The sequence below is a fragment of the Leucothrix arctica genome (assembly GCF_003172895.1).
Classification (GTDB): Bacteria; Pseudomonadota; Gammaproteobacteria; order Thiotrichales; family Thiotrichaceae; genus Leucothrix; species Leucothrix arctica.
In genome coordinates this window covers 123,579-140,518 of sequence record NZ_QGKL01000041.1, presented here as the reverse complement: position 1 = coordinate 140,518, position 16,940 = coordinate 123,579, and the positions used below count along the sequence as shown (strand labels likewise).

Below are 16,940 nucleotides of genomic sequence, written 5' to 3'. Positions count from 1 at the left end.
CTGACAGCTTTGAATGCACCGTTCGTCACGAATACTAGAGAGTGGAACTAATCCCCCGTTTTACACTCTCATATTATTGATGATAAACATAAAATGATACTCTAGCCTAAAACAGAGACTATCATCGGGAGTGTTGATGTTTAAACAAATAGGGTTGATAGCACTACTAACTATTATGGTTGGTTGCTCTGAAAATTCGACATCCAATCTATCGAGTGACAATACAGAAGAACGCGCTGAGTTTATGACCGCCTCTATGGGTGAGTCTGTGATATTAACCGATGATGAGCTTGACGAGTTCTCACTTATTCGCAGTGAGTCCATTGGTGATATCAAAGTCGACATGGCTATTGCTGATTTCATCCCTCTACTACCGTGTAGCGTTGAAAAAAGTGAGCCGGTGTTATGGACCGGTATTGGCGAAATTATCCAAGAGTGGCGATATGATGAGTGTGGTGTGAAAATCCAACTCAGTACGATCGACGCAAAAGTTGACCAATCTGTATCGTCAATCACTGTTATTGCGCCGAGTGAGTTCAAAACAGCACGCGGTATAGGTATAGGCAGTACAGAAGAAGCTGTCTTTGAAGCCTATGAAGATCAAGTTGATCCAACGATTTCTGAGCTGGGTGAGAGCTTTGTTGCTGGATCTATTTATGGTGGATTAGTGTTCACGTTTAAAGAAGGTCAAGTGACTAAAATGTTTCTTGGCGGCGGCGCTGAATAAACTTTCCTGAGATTCAGATTTTCCCGTATCCTCTAACGAATCGTTATCCATCTTCCCCTAAGGTAGTGTTATATGTTTCGTTTGATTTTATTGTTTGTTCTGCTTGCAGTCAGCTTGTATGCCGTAAAGTTGTGGCAACGGGGACGATTAGAAAAAACTAAAAAGCCGCTGACAAAGTCAACACAAAGCCAAAAAATGGTTCCCTGTGATGAATGTGGTTTACATGTCCCCGAACAAGAAGCGATAAAAATAGGGGATAACAATTTTTGCAGTCTAGAGCACGCCAAGCCTCCCAAGTGAGCAGCGGGGGAAATCAGGCCTACCCGGCTTTTGTCCTTCACCAAAATCCGTGGAATCCACTCCAACTTTATAGCATCTACCGACTCATTTTAGTGGGTGTCTTGCAGTTAGTAACAACTTCAACTCAAATACCCATGCAGCTTGGGAGTTATGACGATAAGTTATTTTCTCTTGGGCTTAATGTCTTTACTGTTATTGCCGTCCTTGCTGTTTTTAGTGCGCACTTTCGCTGGCCATTTTATTTAGCTCAAGTCTACTTGCATCCAGTCGTTGATATTCTTTGTCTGTTGGTGCTTATTTTTGCTAGCGGTGGTTTGCATTCAGGCATGGGCTTATTACTTAGCTTGCCTATTATCCTACAAAATATACTGCGACCCGGTCAGTTTGCGTTGATGTTAACTGCTATGGCCATAATGGGCTTGCTCGGTGTTGAAGTTTACATGCAGCAAGAAGCTGCCCGTACCGCATCTGATTTATCCTATGCAGGTATTTTGGCAATGTTTGTTTTTGCCGCTTCTTGGATGTTAGGTAAATGGTTTGAAAAAGCATCAATAACAGCCGCGCTAGCAAAGCGTCGTGGTGTTGACCTTGCTAATCTTTCACAGCTTAACCAGTCTATTCTTGATCAACTTCAAACCGGTATTTTGGTCGTGGAGCGCTCAGGTGTGATTCGTCATATGAACCCAACCGCTTGGGATATGTTGGGTCGCCCAGATGATTGGCGCAGTAAGCCGCTACGAGACTTTGCTCCAGAGCTAAATGCGCACTTTAAGCACTGGGTTGCGAATGTGTGCCCTAAGGTTGTGAGCTATGACATCAAGCACTGGCGCACAACGGAGCTCAGTTTTCGCTTATCGCAATTAGGCACGAGCTCAAACGGCGCAGCATTGATTTACCTAGAAGATACCAGTGCCCAACGTGAGAAGCAGCAGGGCGTTAAGATGGCATCCTTGGGTCAGTTAACAGCCAACATTGCTCATGAGATTCGTAATCCATTAGGTGCGATTAGTCACGCGGCCCAGTTATTATCTGAGTCACCAGAGCTAAGTAAACCTGACCAGCGAATGATTCAAATCATTCAAGAAAACTCCAAGCGCATGAATACGACGATTGAAAGCGTGCTGAACTTGTCTCGTAAGCGTGAAGCAACACGTGAAAACATTGTATTGGAATCATGGATTCAGAAGTTCAGAGAAGACTTTGCTCGTCAGTCGACGCTGCAAATTAATCAGATCAATGTATTCCTAGAACCTACTGATGCAGAGATTCAGTTTGATCCAAATCACTTTGACCAGATCATGTGGAACTTGTGTCGAAATGCAGAAAAGTATGCGCATGAAGACGCGAGTCAGTTACAGCTAGAAATCCAGTGCATGCAGCCCGCTCATACCAGAGATATGATTTTGAGCGTGATGGATAACGGTGTTGGTATTAGCGAGACTGGGCAAGAACGTTTGTTTGAGCCTTTCTACACAACAAGCACTAAAGGCACAGGCTTAGGTCTCTTCATGGCGCGAGAATTATGTTTAAGCAATGGCGCGAACTTAGAGTACGTTCAGCTTAATGGAAGGGGTAGTTGCTTTAGAATCGTATTCGCTCATCGTAAAAGTAATTAGAAAAATAATAGAGAAGGCTTATGGCACAACAAAAAGTATTAGTCATTGATGACGAGCCAGATATTCGTGAGTTGCTGGAAATCACCCTGTTACGCATGGGATTGGATACGGCAACGGCTGGTTCAGTAAAAGAAGGACTGCTGGCTATTCAGTCGTTCAAGCCTGACTTGTGTCTGACGGATATGAAACTTCCAGACGGTACGGGTCTCGATATCGTGCGTTATATTCAGCGTGAATACGCTCATGTTCCAGTGGCGGTAATTACTGCCTTCGGAAGCATGGAGTCAGCCGTTGAAGCGCTTAAAGCAGGTGCTTACGACTTCGTCTCTAAGCCTGTTGATCTAAGTAAGTTACGTGACCTTGTACAGACAGCGCTCACTTTATCGGGTCAAGTGAGCTCGCCCACAGGTCAGTCTGCATCCGGTGGGAGTAGTTCTGAAGGTAATTCTATTATTGGTCAATCGGATGCTATTAAGCGTTTGAATGCAACGATTGCCAAGCTTGCACGAAGCCAAGCACCAGTATTTATTCATGGTGAGTCGGGCAGTGGTAAAGAGCTGGTTGCCAATGAAATTCACAAGCTGAGTCCGCGTGCTACTGGCGCGTTCGTACCCGTTAACTGTGGTGCGATTCCTGAGAACTTGATGGAGAGTGAATTCTTCGGTCATAAGAAGGGAAGTTTTACGGGCGCAGTTGAAGATAAGAAAGGATTATTCCAAGCAGCTCATCGAGGTACTTTATTCTTGGATGAGGTTGCCGATTTGCCGCTAGGTATGCAGGTGAAGTTACTGCGTGCGATTCAGGAAAAAGCGATTAAGCCCGTTGGTGGCACAGAAGAGTTGCCGGTCGATATTCGTATTTTGAGTGCGACACATAAAGATTTAGAAAAAGCGGTTGAGGACGGAGGGTTCCGTCAAGATTTATACTATCGCTTAAACGTGATCAAGCTAGATGTACCGCCGTTACATGCGCGTGGTGGGGATATTCAGCTGCTTGCAAACTTCTTCCTTAAGTTGATTGCGAAGCGTTGGGAGTTACCAGAGATTTTCTTGTCAGCGGAAGCGATGGAAGCACTCAATGCTTATCCGTTCCCAGGTAATGTACGTGAGTTGGAAAATATTCTGGAGCGTGCTTCAACGCTTTGTGAGGATAATATGATTCAGCCGTTTGACTTGCAGCTACCTAATGTTAGCCCTGTTGTGAAGACGACAGAAGCGATGCAGGCAAAGATTAGTGCTCACCCTGATTGGCAAGCACAACCGTCAGTTGACGATGAAAAGAATCAAATATTGGATGCACTTGAGCAAACTCGTTGGAACCGTACTGCTGCGGCAAAACAGTTGGGTATGACATTCCGACAGTTACGCTACCGTATTAAGAAGTATGACTTGGATGATGCAGGTTAGTATAAAGCATACCAATGCAGCTAGAGACGATTAGAGGTTAATCATGTTTGAACTTAACCTCTTCACCATTAGCTTTTACAACTTTTGATGAGCCAAAGTGTTTGTCTTCGAGAGTAAGCACGCCGAAACAACTACTATTAACCAGTCGTCTAGGGCTGAGTCCTTCAGGCTTTTGTGATTGAACGCTCATACGTCTACGCTTGGTGAACAAGTTGAGAGGGGATCGTCGAGAGTAAAGAAACCGGTCGACTCTATCAAAGATGTTTAACAGACGATCTGGGAATTCATTTTTAAAGCCACTAGCCGTAACTTGAGTGATATCAGGGCCACCGTCTCTAAAGCGTAGCGTGATATCGTAGTTAAACGAGTAGTGCACATCCCCGGATAAAATAATGAAGTGTTTAGGCGTCTTCGGGTGTCTGAAAATATTGAGAATGACATTGGCAGAGCCGTTATGTGCCATCCAGTTTTCAGCGTCGACCATGAGCGCCTGCCCAAAAAATGAGAAGATACGCTGTACCGTCTCAATGAATTTCACACCAAACACCGGTGCGGGTGACACTAAAATCACCGTATCATGATGGATTAGCTTTTGCTGCAAATCACTGAGTGCTTCCCAGTCCATTAAACCAGAAGGTGCGGATAGATTGTTTTCGGAGCGCCATCGGTTAGTCCGAGTATCGATGACAATAATGGCAGGTGAGGTACCGATCGTATAATCCCACTCACGAAAGGTGAGTAGGGTGTCGATTAACTCATCTTGGTCTAGCTGCTCCGTGTTTTCAAATTTAGCTTTGTTGTCTTCATAGATGTCATCAAAGACCTCAGGATTGTTTCCCCAGCCTTGGCAAAGTAAGTAGCCAAGCAGTGTATTACCAATGATACGTTTGGAAAAAGGGTGGCCATAAGCCGCTTGCTCCCAGCCGATAGACAAATTCCAGTCATCAGTAATGTCATGATCATCAAAGATCATATAAGTAGGCGTATGTGCCAATGCACGTTGTACTGCCGTCATTCCTGATTGAAACTGTTCTATGAGGTGTTGTTCTTTTTCGAAGACTTCAATGAACTCGTCAGCGACAAGTGATTTATCAAACGTAATGTACTTCCAGAGTCTGTCCGACCATACGAGTAAATACATGGCTATCACTTCAGCCAATGTAATCAGGTGGTTATGAGCAGAAACGGTAGTGAATATTGGTTTGCTGCTGCCGCCGAAAAACAGGTTAAGTAAGTTCTCACTGTCCTTACACTTAGGCAGTAACTTCTCACTGTCCTTACACTTAGGCAGTAACTTCTCACGTTGGTAGTAGCAAAACTCATGATTAAATAGCGCTTCTGAGTCTGAAGCGTTTGATCCATCTAGCGTTTCTGGTGTTAGCCCAAGTAGTTTAATGACTTGATGAATGCCCTGTAGCATGGGGCCTGCAACATCGTCTGCATAAATCTGGTCCCCCGACATCATAATAATATCTGGGCGGTTACCATCACCCTTTAAGCTATTTCCAATAGTGTTATCAATTTGAGGTAGCGCATCATCACAATGTGCGTGAGGCTTTCTGCAGGACCCATGAATAATGTTATCCAAGGTTTCTTTAATAACAAAGTTGGGAAGGTTATGTTCGGGGTAGCAAAGCGACGGTGCAAGTTCAGTGAGTGTTTGAGTCTTATTTTCATCATTGAAGGCTAGTTGATATTCAATGGTTTCATTGATTGGTAGCGCGTCATCGAGCGCTAAATCAATGAGCGTAATATGCGCGTGTTTACCGACACAAATAGACTTGAGTTGCTGCTCACTTAACGCACCATCGAACAGTATTTTACCTGTTTCTCTTAAGCGCAAAGTTAGGCAAATACTTGACGGTTGGCTGCTGAGTGCAAGCCAGATAGTTACTTGTTGCTTGTGGCACTTTCTAAGGATAGGGCCAGCAAGAATGAGCGGTAATGTTTCGTGCATAGTACGAAGCCAATCAACTCTAAAAAGAATTGATCATACCGAGAATAGGGAATCACAGGAATAAAAAAAGGCCGCTATTGTTAGCGGCCTTTTTATCACACAGTTAAGTCGTTAGATTACTTAATGAAAAGCATCTCACGGTACTTAGCTAGTGGCCACATGTCGTCAGCTACTTCGCCTTCAAGTGTGTCAGCGTGTAAACGAACTTCAGCCATTAGAGAACAAACATCGTTAGCCAAGAACTGCATGTGCTCTTCGATATTTGCAAAGTCTTCTTTCTCGATTGCTGTGCTTAGCTTAGCAACTGCCGCCATCATCGCGTTAGTTTCAACGGCAACAACCTCAGCAGAAGTCTTGTCTACTTCAAGACCCATCTGAGCCATGCCAGAATAAGTCGTTGCTAGATCCATCATGTAAGTAGAAGCAGCTGGGTAGATAGTTGTCTTAGCCATCTCAATCACTAGCTTAGCTTCAACTTCAATCGAAAGAACATACTGCTCAGAGTAAACTTCATAACGACTCTCAAGCTCAACTGCGCTTAGTACGCCTGTTGATTCAAACAGTGCCTTAACTTCGTCAGACTGGAATGCAGGAAGTGCGTCAGCAGTCGTTGGAATATTCTTAAGACCACGCTCTTCAACAGCCGCTTTATGCCACTCAGCAGAATAACCGTCACCGCCGAATACAGCGTTGCCGTGTAGTTCCATAAGCTCTTTAAGCACAACAATAACCGCAGCGTTCTTATCAGCGCCGCCGCTTAGTGCTGCTTCAAGCTTCTCAGCAATCCAGTTTAGAGAGTCAGCAAGCATTGTGTTCATTGCTACCAATGGGCCAGATACTGACTGAGCAGAACCTACCGCACGGAACTCAAAACGGTTACCAGTGAATGCGAATGGAGAAGTACGGTTACGATCGCCTGGATCGCGAGTGAAGTTCAAGATCTGTGATAGACCTGAATCCATTTCACCGCCGTCTGCAACAGCTTCTAGCTTACCTTCTTTAATGTCGCTATAAACTTGCTCTAGCTGATCACCAAGGTATACAGAAAGGATCGCAGGAGGCGCTTCGTTAGCACCTAGACGATGGTCATTACCAGCAGAAGCGATTACTGCACGTAGTAGTGGTCCATGAAGGTGCACTCCACGAATTACTGCACCACAAAAGAGCAGGAAGTTCAGGTTTTCGTTTGGCGTCTTACCAGGATCTAGTAAGTTACCTTGTGTTGGGTTACCAACTGACCAGTTAACGTGCTTACCAGAACCATTGATTCCTGCGAATGGCTTCTCATGAAGAAGACATAGGAAACCGTGCTCTTTCGCAGTGATCTTCATAACAGTCATCAATAACTGCTGGTGATCGGCTGCAACGTTAGCTGCTTCATAGTAAGGCGCAATTTCAAACTGACCAGGAGCAACTTCGTTGTGGTGAGTTTTAGCTGGGATACCTAGCTTGTAAAGTCTGTCTTCGAAGTCTTGCATGAACACTTGAACGCGCGGTGGGATAGCACCGAAGTAGTGATCATCAAACTCTTGACCTTTAGGTGATGGAGCACCAAATAGTGTACGACCTGCTAGTAGTAAGTCAGGACGGCTATTAGCGAAGTTTTCATCAACTAGGAAATATTCTTGCTCTGCACCACAGCTTGAGTTTAGAGGAGCGATTTCTGTCTCGCCCATCAAGCTTAGTACTTTCTGTGCAGCAGTATTCATTGCCGCGTTAGAGCGTAGTAATGGGATCTTTTTATCTAGTGCTTCACCAGTCCATGACATAAATACACTAGGAATCATTAGTGTAGCGCCATTAGCCGTGTGCATGATGTATGCAGGGCTGGTTGGATCCCAAGCAGTATAACCACGCGCAGCGTTAGTCATACGTAGGCTACCATTAGGGAATGATGAACCGTCTGGCTCTCCCTTAATTAATAGGCTACCAGTGAATTCTGTAATGCAGCTGCCATCTGGGCTAGTGATAACGAAACCGTCATGCTTCTCAGCAGTCGCGTTTGTCATTGGGTAGAAAATGTGTGAGAAGAACTTAACGCCTTTCTTAGTTGCCCACTCTTTCATTGCAGCAGCAACTACATCAGCAGTCGCAGCATCTAGTGGAGCACCTGTCTGTACAGTTTTCTTGATTGCTTTGTAAGCGCTCTTAGAAAGTGCTTCTTCCATTTTAGCTAGGTTGAAAACGTCTTGTGCCCAGATCTTACTTAATGACTTAGGCTTATCGACTAGCGTAGGTTCACGGTTAGTGATTTGGTAGATAGCTTGATTACGACTCTCGTTTCCACTCATACAAAATTCCTTAATATAAATTTAAATCATGTAACTGATATTAATGTTAAGCAAACATCATGCCAAACGGTAATATTAATATTGGGTAAATGTATCCAATTGATTTTTATAGAACTATGCACCGAGAAGGTGCTGATAGTTGTTTAAAAAGGATACCGCTAATCGCGATTTTCGCACTATTTTGGTGCTTATGTAGGGTTTAAATCAAAGAAATCCTATCATTAACGGTAATAGTAACGCTTTCTGGCGAAGATATGAGTTTTACGTTAATGCCCATGATGGGCTCTTTTTTAGCGTTGCTGTGCTTTTTTATTAGTGACAACATTGGTTCTAGTTTTGGGTGTCTTTCACCAGTGTCTGGGTCACGAGTGACGAGTACGCATCGAGAGCAGGTATCGAGCATTTCGTATGTCGCATCCCCTATAGTAAAGCGAGTCCAATTTTCTTCTTCAAATGCTTCTACTCCGCTGACGATGATGTTTGGTCGAAAGCGACGGTAATCATTATCGACACCACCCCAGTCACAAGCTTGTTTCATACTCGCTTCACTAGTAATTAGAATCGGAGCGGCATCGGCAAAAGTGGTTTCTAAACTGTACTTTCTTGAAGTGCGAGCTTGAGGTTTCCAAATAGCGATGTGCGACTTTGTATTCAATACATTACTAATCCACTCTGATGCCTCATCACCTGCGTTATTTGCATGGATTGGGTCACTCCAAACATCACCGCTTAGTTCTATTGTGGAATGGTTACTTATGGTTAAAGTACTTTGGGCTTTTGGGTGGGCCAGTAGCCACCCAGTAAGCGTTGGCTCGCATGATATTTGTAGTAACTCAGGGCTATTACGAGCGGTCATAAAGGTACCTTCCTCATCTACTGCCATTAAGCGTCGATCGTTAGTTAGTCCTTCAGCGTCAAAGCCTGTGTGGGGGAGTTCTATACCTTTGGCTGACTTAAATGGGTATGTGATTAGTTTTGAGATGGTAATCATATGGACACTCAATTGTTTAAGTTAAGTTGGTGAGGATGAAATAGTTAATTAATAAAGGCTATAGCCTTTATTTCTCTCTCTTATTTGCTCATGAGTGTTTGTTTGATTATCGTGAGGCTAGTGAAAACCCACCAGAGCTGTGGCAATAGTAAACTATACAAGGAGGTAATTATGCAGAACTCGGTTCAGATTCCGTGGCAGCATCGTATTCAAACTAAAGTGAGTTTCTTTCTCGCGATTTTCTTAACGTTAATCTTATCTGGTCTAGGGGTATACCAAGTCTTTCAGACTCAAAAAACCTTAGGTGCTGAGTTAGTTATCGAAAATAAAAACACAGGTATTCGCCTGAGTAATCATGTTGAGTTACCTCTGTGGCAACTAGATGAGGAGCTGATTTTAGCGTCTGTTAAGTCTGAGATGCTCAATGATGATATCTATGGCATTGTTGTGTTAGATGAAAATAAGGACTTTTATTTAGGGGTTGATCGTAATTCAACGTGGCAAATAAATGAGCTTAGTGATCCGACAGTTTCTGAGACTGCTTATTCTGGTGGTTTAGTTTCATCGCTGAAAGAAGTTCAGCATAAGGGAAAGAATATTGGCTTTATAGAAGTCTTCTCATCTGACAAGTTTAATACTGAGCAGATCAAAAGTGTTTATAAATCGCAGTTGTTTTCCGCCTTTTTGCTTATCGTTATGATTACCATCGTAACGTTTTTAGTATTGCGTCGTTTAGTGGTTACGCCATTAACACACCTTACCGACGTGGCTCATAGTGTCAGTCGTGGTGATTTTGATGTGCCACTTGAAATGAATGCCAAGGATGAAGTAGGTGAGCTATCAAGGTCCATTAACCTTCTTAAAAAGAGCTATGTTATCGCTATGAAGCGTGTTTCACCTATTTAAGTTAATAAGAGGGAGGGGGTTGTAATATGCAGAATAAACTACTGAAGCTATTGGCTTTAATGATCTTGTTGGTTCCAAACTTAGCATTTTCTCAAACGATGGAGGTTGTGTACCCAAAAACTCAATCTGAGGGCGATGCGCGCTTCAATGACTTACTGACGTTGTTGGAAGCGTCCCTAGAAGCGACACGTGATACTCATGGAGACTATATTTTAAGACCCAGTAATGAGCCAATGAGCGAAGGGCGTTATTTGCAAGAAGTCCAAGCTGGGGATAGTGTCAATCTTGTTTATTCGGGGACATCTGTCGAGCAGGAACAGTTACTGATACCGATTCGTATTCCGCTAAGAAAGGGACTGTTGGGGTATCGATTATTTCTTATTCACAAAGATAAGCAGCCAGTATTTTCTAAGGTAACTAGTCTAGAGCAATTGAAGCAACTGACACTAGGGCAGGGGCATGACTGGGGTGATTTAAAAGTATATCGGCCTAACAAATTTAGTATTGAAACAGCTAGCAAATATGAGAGCTTGTTTAAAATGGTGGTTAAGGGACGTTTTGATTATTTTCCACGGGGGATAAACGAAGCACCGGTTGAATATAGTCAACGTGTCGAAAGCTTGCCAGATTTGGCCGTCGAGAAAGAGTTGATGTTATTTTACACGTGGCCATATTACTTCTTTGTTTCAAAAAAACACCCTGAAATTGCGGAGCGTGTTGAAGCAGGCCTAAGAAAAATGATCCAGTCAGGTGAGTTTGATAAAATCTTCTACGAATATCATGGTGATACGATCAAGCGAGGCAATATTGAAAGTCGGCGTTTATTTAAAGTCATTAATCCTGTGTTGCCACCAGAAACGCCAATCGATGATGTTGAGCTTTGGTTTGATCCAGTGCGTGATCTGGATAAGTTGAGCAACTACTGATTAACTGAACGTTGATTTGTTAGTAGCTGGAATATATCACTTTAGGCTTTAAGGAGAGAGTGGCGCTATCGTTGCTAGTGATTGGCTCTTACCTAGTTTGATATATGTTTCATATAGTGGGGCTAATTATTAATCCCTATAAGGAATGTTAGTGGAACATATTTGGTATGTATTACCCGTCGTGATTTTTGCGGGCATTGTGCGAGGCTATAGCGGCTTCGGTTTTACCGTGATCGCAGTGGTTGGTTTAAATTTCTTTTTTGAGCCGCAGCAAAGTGTAGTTATCGTGTTGTCGTTGGATGTTATTTGCAGTTTGAATTTAATGAAGCAAGCGTTTGAGCAGGCGCATTATCCTACCTTAAAAACGCTAATTATTGGTTCAGTCCTTGGGATTCCTGTTGGTTACTGCTTCTTGTTATTGATTCCGCCAAGCATACTAAAACTACTGATCTGTATAGCTATTCTAATTCTGGCAGGATTGTTGTTTTCCAAGAGTCGACCGTTTAATGCGGATAAAACACAGACTAAGCTTGGGTTTGGGGTTGCATCAGGTGCAGGTACTGTCAGTGCTTCTATCGGTGGCCCTATGATTGTGTACTACATGTCATCAAGTAACTTGAGTACCGTTAATCAGCGCGCAACAATGATTTTATTCTTTGTCGCTAGTGAGGCGCTAGCAGTCGCGACCTTAATTGGCTCCGGATTAGTCGACAGCACATTATCTAATGCATTATTGATTTTGACACTGCCGACATTAATTGCCGTTCAGTATGGTCAATATTTGTTTAATCGTAAGCCGCCTCAGTCACTTAAAAGCTTTGCATTGCCGGTGATGGTAACGGTGGCTTTGTTGGGTATTGGTAATTCGGCGATGAGTGTGGTTGCTTGAGTTACGACACCAATAGGCTGAGAGAAGAAAGTGAGCTACAAAAATTAAAAAAGCCTGCCGTAAATGTGATGCTTACGGCAGGAGTTAAATAAAGCTTGCCTGATTTTTTAGGTTCATAGTTCATATGACTAGACATGGTATTTTATGGCGTGATTATTGCTTTAATTTAAACAATAAAATCTAAAATTATGCCAACAAATCCCCCACAAAATTAGTGCCCATGTTCTGGTAGGTAGTATATGACTGAGTTTTTAATCAATATGGAGCTGCATCAGAGCAGCACATATCAGCAACAGATTCGCGAAAAGCTAGTTGAGTTGATTGAGCAAGATGCCTTTGGTGAGAAGGCCTTGCCTTCTGGCCGTAAAATGGCGGAGATGCTTGGTGTCTCCCGAAACACCGTTGTATTGGTCTACGAAAGCTTGGTTGATGAGGGCTATCTTGTTGCTCGAAAGCGCAGTGGCTTCTTTGTAAATCCTGACTTATCAATAAACAATGCAAAGTCCAATCTAGTGCATTTGGGTCAAATTGGTGCATCACAAGATATTCGTCAACCAGATTGGTCAACTCGTATACAAAAACACCCCAGCCAATTTTCATCACTTAACAAAGATGAAAATTGGTTGAAGTATCAGTACCCCTTTATTTACGGACACATTGATGTCAATGACTTTCCCTTGTATCAGTGGCGAGAGTGCTCCCGTATAGCTGAAAGCAAAGGCAAGGTGCATGAGTGGGTAGAAGGGTATATCGGTATTGATGATCCTCAGCTTGTCTCTCAAATACGTCAGCAGGTGCTATCCAAGCGGGGCATTAGTGCACAAGCTGAAGAGGTGTTGATCACTCTCGGCACGCAAAGTTCTTTGTTCTTACTCGCCAGTTTGTTAGCCGACCCCTCGGTCGTGTTTGGTGTGGAAAACCCTGGTTACCCCAACTTACGTCACGCGATTGAATTGTGCGGTAGTCCGATGAAGCCGTTGGCGCTTGATCAAGAAGGTATGGAAATAGGTCAGCAATTAAAAGGCTGTGACTATGTATGTGTGACACCGAGTCATCAGCACCCAATGACGGTAACTATGCCGGTTGAACGTCGCAAAGCTTTATTGGCACAAGCACGTCAAGATGACTTTGTGGTGATTGAGGACGACTATGAAAGTGAAGTTAATTTCATAGAAGAGCCGCTGCCTGCATTAAAAAGTTTCGACCAAGATGGACGAGTAATCTATGTAGGTAGTTTATCGAAATCGTTGACGCCCGGTATTCGTATTGGCTACCTAGTGGCAGATCGCACACTAATTACAGAGTTACGTCGGCTGCGTGAGCTACAGTACCGTCACCCGCCATCGAACAATCAACGTATTACCGCTATGTTTATTAGTCAGGGTTATTACGATAGTCATGTTCGGCGTATGCGTCGCACCTATGAAACAAAATGGTTACGGATGCAGCAGGGGGTTGAGCAGTACTTATCTAGTTGCGAAATACATTCAACGCCCGGTAGTTTTTGTTTTTGGATTGGTTTGCCAAAAGGAATGACCAGTTGCTCACTGCGTGAAGTGGCCGCAAAACATGGGGTTTTAGTTGAGTCGGGTGATACCTTGTTTATGGAGGATGATGCGCCGAAGAACTATATCCGGTTGGGTTTTTCCGCGATTAATACCGAAAAAATATTAGGTGGTTTGAAGGTCTTAGGCGGCTTAATTGATAGTTTTGATAGCACCTCTCAGCCCTATTTAAATGAGCTTTGTGACGCAAGATTAGCGAGTGGATAGTTTACTGGCTCTAATAAAACCTATCGTTGGCGCTAGCGGCAAAAAGTAATGGAGGCTCATACTTAGGCTTATGTTTTCAATCATACAGCGTTAACAGGAGTATCCGCCCTAATGGAGAATGACCTACACCCCGCTCTAATTGGTTCACTGAGTTCAACAGCCCCGACTGCTGATATTATCAATTTTAGCCCTGGGCCTACCTCACTGCCAAAAGCAGTTGAGGTGCGTATTGCTCAAAGCTTTCAACAATCAGGCTTTACTTCACTGGCCCTGTCGCATCGTACGCCAGAGTTCCTTAAGATTTTGGAGCATGCAACAAGCACTGTAAAACGAGTGATGGAAATACCCGATGACTACGAGGTGCTATTTACCCACGCAGGTGGCCATGGCCAGTTTGCAGCATTGCCGTTAAACCTTTGCCCATCTTCTTCAGACTTAGCAACTTATGTAGTTAATGGAACATGGTCTGAGCGAGGTAGTGACGAAGCGAAACGTTATTGTCAGGTAAAAACTATCGATGCGAAAGACCCTGAGACGGGCCGTTACACGAGCTTTCCTGAACTGACTGAAGAAAACGTAGATGCTGAGTCAAAGTATGTTTATGTTTGTTCTAATGAGACGGTGAATGGTATTGAGCTGCATCGTCTGCCTGTCTTGCCTGAGTCTCGTAAGCATATACCTTTGATCGTTGATGCAAGTTCGGACTTTTCTACAAAACCAGTTGATTGGCATGGCGCTGGAGTGGGTGTGCTGTTTGCTTGTGCGTCTAAAAATATTGGACACCCAGGTGTTACGATCACCGTTGTTCGTAAAGACTTACTGAATAACGCGTCGCCACTATGTCCGGGTGTGTTTAATTACACAACCAATAGCGAAGCTGGAAACCTTTGGAATACACCTGCGACATTTAATATCGAGGTTATCGGCTTTGTCATGGACTGGTTGGAGGCTGAAGGTGGCATCGAGTCCTGTGAGCAACGTTCGATCAGTAAAGCGAAAGCGTTGTATGAAGTGATTGATGAGTCTAATGGGTTCTACAAGACGCCAGTATCAGATGTGTCGGTCAGAAGCCGTATGAATGTCCCTTTTAATGTCAATTCTGGCGACGAAGCACTGACTAATCAGTTTTTAATTGAGAGCTTTGAGCAGGGTATGGTGGGCTTACGAACACCGACGCCATTTGGTGTGGGAGACTACCTAAGAGCAAGTCTTTATAACGGTGTTACTGTTGATGAGACTAATCGACTTGCCGACTTCATGCGAGAGTTTGCAAAGAAACATTGGTAAGTGAATATACTGCCGCAGCAATGACTGCGGCAGTGGTATGTAGCTATACAAACTGTCCTGCACACCATCCAGACGCCCATGCCCATTGAAAGTTAAACCCTCCCAAGTGTCCAGTCACATCAATACTCTCACCAATAAAATAAAGTCCCTTTACCGACTTGCACTCCATTGTCTTTGAAGACAGCTCATCACAGTCAAGGCCACCCAAGGCAACCTCAGCGGTACGCATGCCTTCGGTACCATGGGGTTTAAGTTTCCAGTTACTAAGCACTTCAGCGACCGCTTCAAGTTCACCTGGTGTGTATTGCTTCATTGGTTTATTGATAATAAACAGTTCGCAAAGCTTAGACGCAAGGCGCTTTGCAATGACGCGAGATAGTAAGGTCTTAAGTTCAGCGTTAGGGCTTTCATCGCGTTGCGCGTTTAGCCAGTCCAGAGCATTGTCATTAGGCAGTAAGTTTACGGATATTTCGTCACCGAGTGTCCAATAGGATGATATCTGTAGTGCAGCAGGGCCACTCAATCCACGGTGTGTGAATAGGATTGCTTCTTTAAAGCTAGTGTTGCCGACAGATAAAACGACATCGACAGCAGTTCCCGATAACTCCCTAAACAGGTTTTCAAGTTGATCCTCGGGAAACGTAAAAGGAACGAGCGCCGCAACAAAGTTATGTGTCTTTAGGCCAAACTGTTTAGCAATGCGCACAGCGAAGTCAGTGGCACCCATTTTAGGAATAGATGGGCCACCTGTTGCGATAACAACATTGTTACTAGAGTAATCTGCTAAATTGGTTCGAACAGAGTATTGCTCATCATGTGTGATCGCCTCTACATCACAGTTCAGTTTGATCTCAACGTTGGCCAGTTGACATTCAGTCAATAGCATCTCAACGATAGCGCCTGATTTTTGGTCGCAGAACAATTGTCCAAGTGTTTTTTCAGTCCAGCCAAGTGCATGTTTATCGACCAGGCTAATAAAGTCCCACTGAGTGTAGCGAGAAAGTGCTGACTTACAAAAGTGAGAATTATTAGATAGATATGATGAAGGTTCGGTATAGAGGTTGGTGAAGTTGCATCGGCCACCCCCAGAGATCAGTATTTTCTTCCCTGGTTTGTTGGATTTTTCTATTACTAGAACAGATCGACCGCGCTGACCTGCTTCTATCGCGCACATCAAGCCAGCAGCGCCAGCACCAATAATTATTGTGTCGTATTTATTCACTAAAGTTCTCTTCAGGGGTAGTTTCTTACTAGTAATTTGAGCGGATAACTAACAACTTGTATCCATACCGCATAGTATTTATTGTTGGGTCAACTTTTTCTTGGCGTCATAATAAATATAGGTATTTGATGGTGTTGTTAATCTCTTGTTTCGGTTGTGTCGGTGATAATGGAACAACAATAAAAAAAGATTCATGGAGCTAGTCATGATCGCAAAAAAGAAGTCGTTTATCGTTGGGGCTGACGACATAGTGCCAACATATACTTTAGCAGCTGTATTTGCAATTTCGCTTGTAATGGGGGCTGTAGCGGTATCAGGGTTTTTAACAAAGCCGTATGAAGCTAAGGAAGTTGTTGAAAATATTCATCAGAGAATACTGCTAGAAAAAGAAATGCGCGAATTTCGTCGCATGGGTTATGGGCAGCGCCTGCTTGCACAAGGAAGCGGTTCTACAATTATCAAACCATCTTTCGTACGTATTGCTCAAAGAACAGAGCGCGCTGAAGATTTTGAACGTGAAGTTCGTTCTGAAGAGTACTGGGCTAGTTTACAAGACAGTGTGAGAAGTGGAGTACCTGTGTCACCAGGTTCTACTCCTGTCGTTATTCCGCCGGTAGCTATTGCTCCGGCAGAATAGAACTGATCAAAGG

14 protein-coding genes are annotated in these 16,940 nt (G+C 43.7%); 10 read left to right on the top strand and 4 right to left on the bottom strand.

Annotation, left to right across the window (positions count from 1 at the left end):
- The first annotated feature begins 136 nt into the window (after nucleotides 1–136).
- The 4 genes from DKT75_RS16915 (at nucleotide 137) to DKT75_RS16905 (ending at nucleotide 4,049) form a co-directional block, all read left to right on the top strand.
- Nucleotides 137–727, top strand: coding sequence for a hypothetical protein (locus DKT75_RS16915; RefSeq protein WP_109824963.1), 591 nt, complete (start codon nucleotides 137–139; stop codon nucleotides 725–727).
- Nucleotides 728–799: 72 nt separating this feature from the next.
- Nucleotides 800–1,027 carry a PP0621 family protein gene (locus tag DKT75_RS22535; RefSeq protein ID WP_170310677.1) on the top strand — a complete coding sequence of 76 codons (228 nt, stop codon included), beginning with the start codon at nucleotides 800–802 and terminating at the stop codon, nucleotides 1,025–1,027.
- Nucleotides 994–2,643, top strand: a complete 1,650-nt coding sequence (locus tag DKT75_RS16910) for a two-component system sensor histidine kinase NtrB (RefSeq protein ID WP_109824961.1) — start codon at nucleotides 994–996, stop codon at nucleotides 2,641–2,643. Before DKT75_RS22535 ends, DKT75_RS16910 begins: the two co-directional genes overlap by 34 nt.
- 20 nt (nucleotides 2,644–2,663) lie before the next feature.
- Complete coding sequence (locus DKT75_RS16905; protein WP_109824959.1) at nucleotides 2,664–4,049, top strand: sigma-54-dependent transcriptional regulator; 1,386 nt, start codon at nucleotides 2,664–2,666, stop codon at nucleotides 4,047–4,049.
- Nucleotides 4,050–4,086: 37 nt separating this feature from the next.
- On the opposite strand, the gene DKT75_RS16900 is transcribed toward DKT75_RS16905, so the two are convergent.
- The 3 genes from DKT75_RS16900 to DKT75_RS16890 form a co-directional block, all read right to left on the bottom strand.
- Nucleotides 4,087–6,006 (bottom strand): alkaline phosphatase D family protein, encoded by a 1,920-nt coding sequence (locus tag DKT75_RS16900; RefSeq protein WP_109824957.1) that lies wholly within the window; start codon nucleotides 6,004–6,006, stop codon nucleotides 4,087–4,089.
- Nucleotides 6,007–6,122: 116 nt separating this feature from the next.
- Complete coding sequence (locus DKT75_RS16895) at nucleotides 6,123–8,297, bottom strand: glutamine synthetase III family protein (RefSeq protein WP_109824955.1); 2,175 nt, start codon at nucleotides 8,295–8,297, stop codon at nucleotides 6,123–6,125.
- A 199-nt stretch (nucleotides 8,298–8,496) separates the two neighbouring features.
- On the bottom strand, nucleotides 8,497–9,288 hold the full coding sequence (locus DKT75_RS16890; protein WP_109824953.1) for an MOSC domain-containing protein: 792 nt from the start codon (nucleotides 9,286–9,288) through the stop codon (nucleotides 8,497–8,499).
- A 171-nt stretch (nucleotides 9,289–9,459) separates the two neighbouring features.
- Between DKT75_RS16890 and DKT75_RS16885 the strand changes: the two genes are divergently transcribed.
- The 5 genes from DKT75_RS16885 (at nucleotide 9,460) to serC (ending at nucleotide 15,068) form a co-directional block, all read left to right on the top strand.
- Nucleotides 9,460–10,194, top strand: a complete 735-nt coding sequence (locus DKT75_RS16885; RefSeq protein WP_158278900.1) for a HAMP domain-containing protein — start codon at nucleotides 9,460–9,462, stop codon at nucleotides 10,192–10,194.
- A gap of 26 nt (nucleotides 10,195–10,220) precedes the next feature.
- Nucleotides 10,221–11,120, top strand: coding sequence for a substrate-binding periplasmic protein (locus tag DKT75_RS16880; protein ID WP_109824949.1), 900 nt, complete (start codon nucleotides 10,221–10,223; stop codon nucleotides 11,118–11,120).
- A gap of 151 nt (nucleotides 11,121–11,271) precedes the next feature.
- Nucleotides 11,272–12,009: a sulfite exporter TauE/SafE family protein gene (locus DKT75_RS16875; protein ID WP_158278899.1), complete on the top strand. Its 738-nt coding sequence runs from the start codon at nucleotides 11,272–11,274 to the stop codon at nucleotides 12,007–12,009.
- Nucleotides 12,010–12,248: 239 nt separating this feature from the next.
- On the top strand, nucleotides 12,249–13,781 hold the full coding sequence (gene pdxR, locus DKT75_RS16870; RefSeq protein WP_109824945.1) for a MocR-like pyridoxine biosynthesis transcription factor PdxR: 1,533 nt from the start codon (nucleotides 12,249–12,251) through the stop codon (nucleotides 13,779–13,781).
- 111 nt (nucleotides 13,782–13,892) lie between these two features.
- Nucleotides 13,893–15,068, top strand: a complete 1,176-nt coding sequence (gene serC / locus DKT75_RS16865; RefSeq protein ID WP_109824943.1) for a 3-phosphoserine/phosphohydroxythreonine transaminase — start codon at nucleotides 13,893–13,895, stop codon at nucleotides 15,066–15,068.
- A gap of 43 nt (nucleotides 15,069–15,111) precedes the next feature.
- Here serC and DKT75_RS16860 read toward each other — a convergent pair whose 3' ends face one another.
- A complete protein-coding gene (locus tag DKT75_RS16860; RefSeq protein ID WP_109824941.1) occupies nucleotides 15,112–16,290 on the bottom strand; it encodes a BaiN/RdsA family NAD(P)/FAD-dependent oxidoreductase in 1,179 nt (392 codons plus the stop codon).
- A gap of 205 nt (nucleotides 16,291–16,495) precedes the next feature.
- Between DKT75_RS16860 and DKT75_RS16855 the strand changes: the two genes are divergently transcribed.
- On the top strand, nucleotides 16,496–16,927 hold the full coding sequence (locus DKT75_RS16855; RefSeq protein WP_109824939.1) for a hypothetical protein: 432 nt from the start codon (nucleotides 16,496–16,498) through the stop codon (nucleotides 16,925–16,927).
- Nucleotides 16,928–16,940 lie beyond the last annotated feature (13 nt).